The organism is Acidimicrobiia bacterium (assembly GCA_035948415.1).
Lineage (GTDB): Bacteria > Actinomycetota > Acidimicrobiia > IMCC26256 > PALSA-555 > PALSA-555.
In genome coordinates, this window is sequence record DASZJD010000058.1 from 1 (window position 1) to 8,946 (window position 8,946).

At 71.9% G+C, this 8,946-nt stretch carries 9 protein-coding genes; 5 read left to right on the forward strand and 4 right to left on the reverse strand.

The window, feature by feature from the left end; all coding sequences use genetic code 11:
- Positions 1-540, reverse strand: a 540-nt coding sequence (locus tag VG869_08585; GenBank protein HEV3451247.1) for a TauD/TfdA family dioxygenase, incomplete at its 3' end; no start/stop codon positions are given.
- A gap of 198 nt (positions 541-738) precedes the next feature.
- Between VG869_08585 and VG869_08590 the strand changes: the two genes are divergently transcribed.
- Entirely contained in the window at positions 739-1,698 is a 960-nt protein-coding gene (locus VG869_08590; protein HEV3451248.1) for an aldo/keto reductase, read from the forward strand.
- Between the two features lie 133 nt (positions 1,699-1,831).
- Here the strand turns inward: VG869_08590 and VG869_08595 are convergent, their stop codons facing one another.
- Both VG869_08595 and VG869_08600 read right to left on the reverse strand, forming a co-directional pair.
- Complete coding sequence (locus VG869_08595) at positions 1,832-3,061, reverse strand: sigma-70 family RNA polymerase sigma factor (protein HEV3451249.1); 1,230 nt, start codon at positions 3,059-3,061, stop codon at positions 1,832-1,834.
- The gene (locus tag VG869_08600) at positions 3,058-3,459 is read right to left on the reverse strand and encodes a YciI family protein (protein HEV3451250.1); all 402 of its coding nucleotides are present in this window, start codon (positions 3,457-3,459) and stop codon (positions 3,058-3,060) included. The genes VG869_08595 and VG869_08600 overlap by 4 nt, the downstream gene beginning before the upstream one ends.
- 221 nt (positions 3,460-3,680) lie before the next feature.
- On the opposite strand from VG869_08600, the gene VG869_08605 reads away from it, so the two are divergent.
- The gene (locus VG869_08605) at positions 3,681-4,202 is read left to right on the forward strand and encodes a GNAT family N-acetyltransferase (GenBank protein HEV3451251.1); all 522 of its coding nucleotides are present in this window, start codon (positions 3,681-3,683) and stop codon (positions 4,200-4,202) included.
- Between the two features lie 187 nt (positions 4,203-4,389).
- Positions 4,390-5,052 carry a dihydrofolate reductase family protein gene (locus VG869_08610; GenBank protein HEV3451252.1) on the forward strand — a complete coding sequence of 221 codons (663 nt, stop codon included), beginning with the start codon at positions 4,390-4,392 and terminating at the stop codon, positions 5,050-5,052.
- 38 nt (positions 5,053-5,090) lie between these two features.
- Here VG869_08610 and VG869_08615 read toward each other — a convergent pair whose 3' ends face one another.
- Positions 5,091-5,603: a hypothetical protein gene (locus tag VG869_08615; GenBank protein ID HEV3451253.1), complete on the reverse strand. Its 513-nt coding sequence runs from the start codon at positions 5,601-5,603 to the stop codon at positions 5,091-5,093.
- 240 nt (positions 5,604-5,843) lie between these two features.
- Between VG869_08615 and VG869_08620 the strand changes: the two genes are divergently transcribed.
- Complete coding sequence (locus tag VG869_08620) at positions 5,844-8,606, forward strand: family 78 glycoside hydrolase catalytic domain (protein ID HEV3451254.1); 2,763 nt, start codon at positions 5,844-5,846, stop codon at positions 8,604-8,606.
- 155 nt (positions 8,607-8,761) lie between these two features.
- Positions 8,762-8,946 (forward strand): class I SAM-dependent methyltransferase (locus tag VG869_08625; protein HEV3451255.1); only part of this gene is annotated, 185 nt, incomplete at its 3' end.

Sequence of the window (8,946 nt, forward strand, 5' to 3'; positions counted from 1 at the left end):
CGGGTAGAGCTTGTCCACCCACGCGCCGTCCCACTCGAAGCCCCCGTTAGCCTCCACGTCGGCGGCGAACCACGGGTCGTGGTGGATTGCGACCAGCTGGTCGCAGAGGCCGCGGACCGGCTCGGCGAGCGCGTCGTAGGCAGCCTGCAGGTTGACCCACATGGTGTCGCCGCCGACCTCGGGCATCTCGAGCATGTACAGGACGGTGCCGAGCGGCGGTGTGTTGACGTACGTCACGTCGGTGTGCCAGAAGGCCGACTTGTTCGCGCGGCTGTCGATGGGGAGGACCTCCGGGTGCCCATCCAGGGCCGGGATGACCGGATGCGCGGGCGTCAGCTCTCCAAACTGACGGGTGAACGCGGCTTGTTGCTCCGGTGTGAGCTCCTGGTCCGGGAAGAAGAGGACGAGATGGCTCGTCAGCGCGGTGCGGACCTGGCGGATGCGCTCGTCATCGAGCGGCCGCGAGAGGTCGAGACCGAGGACCTCGGCCCCGATCACCGGTGTGAGCGGCCGGAGGTCGAGGGCGCTCGTCGTCTGCATCGCTGTCACCGCCCCGATTATGGCCGCTGCCGAGCTGGCGGTCTGCTGCGGGATCTTCCGCCTCGTGCGGGTGCTTGCCTTCGCCGGGAGGCGGTGCCGACCCCCCGGGCGATCTGCTGGCGGACGGACCTTGAGCGCCTTGTGCCCGTCGGCCCCACGCGGTTTGCCCGCCCGATCAGCGCCAGCTATTCAGACCCGATGGAGTTTCGTCGCGTGGGACGAAGCGGTTTGCGCCTGCCCGCGATCTCGCTCGGACTCTGGCAGAACTTCGGCGACGATCGCTCGTTCGAGAACCAGCGCGACGTGATCTGCCGTGCCGTCGATCTCGGCGTCACGCACTTCGACCTCGCGAACAACTACGGACCGCCGCCCGGGGCCGCTGAGCGCAACTTCGCCCGGGTTCTCGGTCGCGACCTGCGGGGCCATCGAGACGAGCTCGTGATCTCGACCAAGGCGGGCTATCTCATGTGGGACGGCCCGTACGGGGAGGGCGGCTCCCGCAAGCACGTCCGGGCCAGCCTCGATCAGAGCCTCACGCGGCTCGGCCTGGACTACGTCGACATCTACTACGCCCACCGTTTCGACGACGAGGCCCCGCTCGACGAGACGCTCGGGGCGCTCGACACGGCGGTGCGACAAGGCAAGGCGCTCTACGTCGGCGTCTCCTCCTACTCGGCCGCCCAGACCCGTGACGCCGCCGCCATTCTGCGGGGACTGGGCACGCCGCTGCTGGTTCACCAGCCGTCGTACTCGATCCTGGACCGCTGGATCGAGCGGGAGAACCTGCTCGCGGTGTTGGAAGACGAGGGTGCGGGCTGCATCGTCTTCTCGCCCCTCTCGCAGGGGTTGCTCTCCGATCGCTACCTCGAGTCCGTGCCCCGCGGCTCACGAGCCAGCGCGGGCGTGACGCTGACCGCCGAGGTCCGCCACCCTCTGCTCCTGGACCGTGTCCGAGCCCTGAACGCCGTGGCCGGCCGGCGCGGGCAGTCCCTCGCCCAGATGGCGCTCGCGTGGACGCTCCGAGACCCGGGCGTCACCGCCGCGCTCACGGGGGTGAGCAGCGTCGCGCAGCTCGAGGCCAACGTCGTCGCCCTCGAAGGGCCTCCCTTCACCGAGGAGGAGCTCGCCGAGATCGACCGGCAGTCGACGTTCACCTGACCCTTCGGCGGTCGCCGGCGGTGTCGCCCGTCGAACGCGCCGAGGTGTCGGCTCGGATGTTCAGCCCGGCGGGCGCGCCGGCCTCGAGGACCCGACGGGCCGCGACGCCTCGGAGTGGGGCCTCCGCGTCCGCTCATTGATCCGGTCGCGCGGCCGTGAGGCGGGCGGCCTGCGTGGTGAGGTAGTGGCGCTCGCGGAGATTGCTGGTGCGGGTGGCCGCGGCCCGGAACTCGACGATGGCCGGCCCGGTCTCGCCGGCCAGCTCGAGGAGGTGCGCGCGGACGGAGTGGAGGCGGTGGTGGTCGCCGAGGCGCTCACCGAGACCGTCGAGCAGTTCGAGCCCGGCGCCGGGCCCGTCGACCATCGCCGCCGCGACCGCCCGGTTCAGCGTCACCATCGGGTTGCCGGTCATCCGCTCGAGCCGGCCGTACAGGGACAGGATTGTCGACCAGTCGGTGTCCCCGTGGCTGGCGGCCTGGTCGTGGACCGCGGCGACGGCGGCTTGCAGCTGGTACTCCCCGACCGGTCCCCGCTCCAGGGCCCCGGTGACGAGCGCCACCCCCTCGGCGATGAGACCCCGGTCCCAGCGGGTGCGGTCCTGCTCGGCGAGCGGCACGAGCTCGCCGTCGGCTCGGGTGCGAGCGGGCCGTCGGGCGTCGGTGAGCAGCATGAGGGCCAGCAGGCCGGCCACCTCAGGGTCCTCGGGCAGCGCGGCGTGCACGGCCCGAGTGATGCGGATGGCCTCGCCCGAGAGGTCGGTGCGGGCCAGGTCGGGGCCGCTGCTGCTGGCGTAGCCCTCGTTGAAGAGGAGGTAGAGGACGTGGAGCACGGATCGCAAGCGCTCGGGGCGCTCGTCGGGCGACGGGAGCGTGAACGGCTCGGGTGACGCCTGGATCTTCGCCTTGGCCCGGCTGATCCGCTGGGCCATCGTCGCCTCGGGGACGAGGAAGGCGGTGGCGATCTCGCGGGTGGTGAGACCCCCGACGGCGCGCAGCGTGAGCGGGATGGCCGCCGCCGGCGTGAGCGACGGGTGGCAGCACATGAAGAGGAGGATCAGCGTGTCGTCGTGGCCCGAGGCGGGGTCGGGCCGGGCGACCGACCAGGAGGCGGCGAGGTCCTCCCGGCGGCGGCGAGCGTCGTCGCGGCGGTACTGGTCCGCCATCCGGCGCGAGGCCACCCGGATGAGCCACGCCAGCGGCTGGTCGGGCTCTCCCTCGGCGGGCCAGGTCGTGGCGGCGGTGAGCAGGGCCTCCTGCACCGCGTCCTCGGCGTCGGCGAGGTCGCCGTACCGGCGGGCGACGGCACCGAGGACCCGCGGCGCCAGCTCGCGCAGCCGGCCCTCGGTGCTCGTGGCGGTGGTCACACCTCGGGGTCCGGAGCGCCCAACACTTCCCGGACCTCGATGGGCTGGCGGATCGGCACCCCGTTCGGCCCGGGGGCCGCCGACGCCTGAGCGGCGATCTCCAGGGCCCGCTCGGCGGTCTCGACGTCCACGATCCGGTACCCGGCGAGCAGCTCCTTGGACTCGGGGTAGGGACCGTCGGTGATCACTGGTGCGGTCGCCCCGTCCGACACCACGAACTTGGCGCGCTCGGGCCCGGCCAACCCCTGGGCGTCGACGAGCTCACCGCGCTCGGTGAGCTCCTGGTTCAACGCGTGCTGGAACTGGATGTGGGCCTGGATGTCGTCGGGGGTCCACTCGGTCATGGGCGCGCAGCCCGACTCGACCTCGCCGTAGTTCTGCAGCAGCATGAATCGCATCGCTCCATCCTTCCTGGTCGGCGGCGCCCCGGCGGCGCCGCTCGTCCAGATGTCGGTGCTGCGACCGGATTCTCGACATCCGACCATCAACGGCCGTACCCGGCGATCGGCCGCCCGACCCCCGGGGTCCGGGCTGAAGTCGGTCGCGGGAGCGACCCCGCGGGCGGCCTGGGGGCGCGGACGTCGGAGCCGCTGCCTTCCCCCGTGCTAGGCCGTGTGGCGTGGAGGTCGAGACCGAGCGCCTCCGTCTCCGGCCGCTGCGCATGAGCGACGCGGACGGTCTGCTGCGTCTGCAGCAGGAGCCGGAGATGATGCGCTACTTCGGGGACGGACACGTCTACGGCGCCGACGAGAGCCAGTTCTGGCTCGAGTGGCACGTCGCCATGTGGAACCTCGAGGGGTATGGCTTCTGGGCCGTCGAGCAGACCGCGCACGAGGGGTTCGCCGGGTGGCTCGGCGTGACCAAGGTCTGGGAACCTCCGGACCTGATGCCGGTCAGCGAGGTGGGCTGGTTCCTCGACCCCAGCTGCTGGGGTCAAGGGCTGGCGACCGAAGGCGCTCGAGAGGCCCTCCGGTTCGCGTTCGGTCCGCTGGGGCTGCCGCGGGTCATCGCTCGGTACAACGCCGACAACCGGGCGTCCGGCCGGGTGATGGAGAAGATCGGGATGCGCCTCTGGCAGGAGCGACCGCATCCGGACCGGTCCGATCAGACCGTGCGCATCTATGAGAAGTACGCCGACTAGCGATCGCCGGCGCGCGTGGCGGGGCTCGGCGAGCGGCGTGACCCCTGGCACCCGGACCGACGGAAGCGCCCGATTCGTGGCTCGGGGCCGAGACGTGACCGGCTCGCAGCGGAGCCGATTCGATCAACCGCCCGAGCGCTGCCAGCAGCGGCGGCCTGGCCCGAGCTCACGACGGTAGGGAGTGCCAATGTCGAAGCTGCGCGTGCACAACTTCTCGCTCTCGCTTGACGGCTACGCCGCGGGACCGGATCAGAGTCTCGACAACCCGCTCGGCGTGGGCGGGGGCGGATTGCACGAGTGGGTGTTCGCGACGCGCAGCTTCCGGCGCATGCAGGGCCTGGACGGTGGGGACGAACGGGGCCTCGACAACGAGTTCGCCGCCCAGGGGGAGGTCGGCATCGGCGCGACCATCATGGGCCGCAACATGTTCGGCCCCGTCCGCGGACCGTGGGGCGACGCGGACTGGAAGGGTTGGTGGGGTGACAACCCGCCGTTCCACCACCCGGTGTTCGTGTTGACCCACCACCCGCGGGCCTCGATCACGATGCAAGGTGGGACAACGTTCCACTTCGTCACCGACGGCATCGAGGCCGCGCTCGAGCGAGCGGTGGAGGCGGCCGACGGCCACGACGTGAGGCTCGGCGGCGGCGCGGCCACGGTCCAGCAGTACCTCCGGGCTCGTCTCATCGACGAGCTGCACCTGGCGATCGTTCCCATCCTCCTCGGGCGCGGCGAGCGACTCTTCGACCATCTCGGCGACGGTCCGGTCGGGTATTCCGTCGAGTTCGCCTGCTCGCCGGCCGTGGTGCACGCTCGCCTGCTCCGGGCACCCGGCGGTCCCGCCGCGTGACGGGCCCCGCCCCGCCTCCCCGCGAGGGGACTGGGACCTCAGCGACGGCTCGGCTCCTCCGAGTCCAAGGCCCGTCGCATCCTCGAGGCGAGATCGGCGAACGACGGATAGACGCTCTCACCGCCGATCGCCTCGACCGACGGCTTCCAGAGGTCCCACCGGCGGACCAGGGTGGGACCCGCCAGTGACCGGATGAACTCGAAGTCGATCGCGCCGTGCCGCTCGAGCGCGCCCAGCTGCTCGAAGTAGTCCAGCTCGCGGTACAGGACATACGCCTCGGGCGCGTTCGCCGCGATGTAGCCCTGGAACGCGGCGCGGAGGTGCTCGCCGGTCTTGAACTCGGCGACGAGTCTCCGCGTCTCAACCAGATCGGGCTCGCTCCAGCGGCGCAAGAACTCGCCCGCGATCTGTGTATGGCGGCTCCTCCGGGTCTCGCGGACCTGCTGCGCGGCGAGGAACGCGGCGACGATGGCCCCGAGCAGGCCGAGCGCCCCGACGGCAGTCGCGATCGCAGTCACCGTCTCGGCCCAGTTCGGGCTCACCGCGAGCATCGGTGCTCCTCTCGCCTGGCCTCGGTCAGCATCACGAGTCTCCCAGCCGCGCCCGTCCGTGCGCGCTGAGTCCGCGTTCGTGACTGCGCGCCCGGTGCTGCGCGAGCGCGAGCTCCGGCCCGCGAACCTACGCCGCCGGCGGCGCGCCTGCCGGCGGGCACGCCGAGGACGCGGCGGTCGCCATGGCACGCGGCCGGTCCGCTCGGCCGCGCGTGGACCCGGTCCGCGTAGTGTCGCCGTGTGGTCCTGAGGCCGCGCGGCGAGGCGCGCGCTACCCGGTTGCTCGGTGGCGTCGCGGTGATCGCGATGGCGCTGGCGTTGATCGGCGCCGCGCCGCCGCCGGGGACCGGGGCTGCCGCGCCGGGCCCGCCGGAGGGGCTCACCGTCGACGGGTTGACCGCCCCGGTCGGGCTGGGCCTGGCCGACGTCCAGTTCGCGTGGCACGTGAGCGATCCCCGACGGGGGGCGGTGCAGGCCGGCTACCGGATCGTGGTGACTCGCCCGCTCCTGACCGGCGGCGCGGGCAGCGCGGCGCGCACTTGGGACAGCGGTCGGGTCGCATCGAGCGACGAGGCTTTCGTTCCCTACCTCGGGCCCGCGCTGGCTCCGGACACGACCTACGAGTGGACGGTGCAGACCTGGGACGCAGCCGGGGCCGCGGGGCCGTTCGCGGCGCCGGCTCGGTTCGAGACCGGGCTCGGGGACCCGGACTGGCGGGCCGAGTGGATCCGCCGCGCCACGAACGACACCGTCGAGTACGACCAGTACACCTACGCCCGGAAGGAGTTCTCCCTCCCGTCGTCGCCGGTCGTGCGCGCCCGCGTCTACGTGTCGGCCGACCAGCAGTATGAGCTGACGCTCAATGGCGTCCGCGCGGGCAAGGGACAGGCGTACAGCTACCCGGACTCGCAGTACTACGAGACCCTCGACGTCACCCGCCTGCTGCGCTCGGGGGCCAGCAACGCGATCGGCATCCTCTCCAGCTGGCAGGGCGCGACGAAGGGACACCCGGCTGGGACCCCCGGCGTCATCGCTCAGCTGTCGGTGCTGCACCAAGACGGCAGCACCGAGCTGATCACCACCGACGGCTCGTGGCGGGTGCTGCAGGGCAACTGGGGACCGGGGACCCAACGCGACCAAGAGGGAGACCAGGTCGACTACACCGAGAACATCGACGGGACCCACGAGCCCGTCGGCTGGGATCAGCCGGGCTTCGACGACCGGCGCTGGGATCCCGCCACCGTGCTCGGGCCGGCCGGCGTCGCCCCGTGGACCCACCTCGTTTCTGCCCGCACGCGGGTCGTCGAGGAGCCGGTGCGGGCGGTATCGCTCACTCGCCTGGGAAGCGGCGCGGTCGTCGCCGACTTCGGGAAGGTATACGCGGCAGTGCCGACGGTGACCTTCCACCACGGGATGAGCGGTCACCAGGTCACGATGCACGCCGGCTTCCTCCTCGACTCGCGCGCCGGCGGGCACGGACCGGTGTCGGTCCTCCACGGAACCCAGCACACGAACATGAGCTACTCGTACGTGGAGCGCGCCGGCCGCCAGACCTTCCACCCGTTCGACTACCTCGGGTTCCGCTATCTGCAGCTGGACAACCCCGGCGAGACCCTGTCACCGAGGGACGTCGTCGCCCTCACCCGGCACACCGCGGTCCCCGACGAAGGAGGAGCCCGGTTCTCATCATCGGACCCACGGACGGACGCGGTGTTCGAGCTCGGCCGCCACTCCGCGCTCTTCACGGCCCAGGAGCAGTTCGTCGACACCCCAACCCGGGAGAAGGGCCCGTGGCTCTGGGACGGCTTCAACGAATCGCAGACGGCGATGGCCGCCTTCGGCGACCAGAACCTCACCCACCAGTCACTGCTCCAGTTCGCGCAGTCGCAAGCGCGCTACTGGCCCCAGGGCCGGATCAACAAGATCTACCCGACCGGGCTGGGCGCGCTCGACATCAACGAGTTCAGCGAGATCTACCCGGAGTGGGTCTGGCAGTACTGGCTTGACACCGGGGACCGCAGCGTCCTGGAGACCGTCTACCCCACGGTCCTCAACCTCTCGACCTACGTCGCAGCGGCGATCGAACCGTCGACCGGCCTGGTCACGAGCCTCCCCGCCACCAACATCTATTACCGGTTTCCGGTCGTGACGAGGCTGAACGTGCTCGGCGTCGACGTCTTCCGGCGGGCGGGCGACATCGCCGCCGCGCTCGGTCAGCCCACGGACCAGGTGGACCAGCAGCGACAACGCCAGGCTCGCCTCACGACCGCGATCAACGCCCGGCTGACCCGCGCCGACGGCATCTACGTCGACGGGCTCGACAGGAACGGCGCCCAGACGAAGCAGGCCTCCCAGGACGCGAACACCGCGGCCGTCGCGTACGGCGTCGTGCCCACCAGCGCCGAGCAAGGGGTCGCCCGCTACGCCGCGAGCCTCGGCATGGCCAATCCGCCCCGCACCGCCGGGGAGCTCCTCGAGGCGCTGCGTCTCGCCGGACGCGAGCACGACCTCCTCGATCGGATCACCAACCGCAGGACGCCCGGGTGGGCCAACATCCTCGCCCGGGGCGGCACCTTCACGTGGGAGGTCTGGCAGCCCTCGGACGCCAACGGGGACAGCATGTCCCACGGCTGGGGCGCGAACGTGCTCGTCGAGATCCAACGGGCGCTGCTCGGCGTCGACCCGACCGGACCGGGCTACGCCACCTTCGACGTCTCCCCACCACGCGGGGGCCTCGCCCGGGCGTCCGGACGCGTCCCGACGCCGCGAGGCTTCATCACCGTCGCCTGGCGCCGCCAGGCACGATCGGGCGCGACCGCCCTCGACCTGACCGTCCCCACGAACGCCACCGCGACCGTGCACCTCCCGACCACCGGCACCAAGGGGATCACCGAAGGCGGGAAGCCGCTGCTCGAGGCCGCGGGGGTGCGCATCCTCGAGACGGACCGCGACCACACGACCCTCCAGGTCGGGGCCGGGAGCTACCGCTTCCAACCCAAGTGACGCCGGGTCGCCGCGAGCGCTCAGGAGCGTCGACTCTGGGCACCGCGCTCCCTCTCGGTCCCCGTTGCCGACGGCGCTTCGGAACGCCGCCATCCGGCGCGAGGTGAGCGGGAAGTCGAGCCGCCGGTCCAGACCGGTCTGGGCAGAATGAGGGCGTGACGGCACCGTGGACGCTCGACGAGCTGGCCCACGCCGGTCTCGAGCATCTCGATCCCACCTTCGTCGCGGCCTACGACCGCAAGCAGGGTCTCGACCCGGTCGATGACCTCGCCGTCCTCCGGCGGCACGGGCTCGACGAGTCGGCGACGGTCGTCGACCTCGGCGCCGGGACGGGACGGCT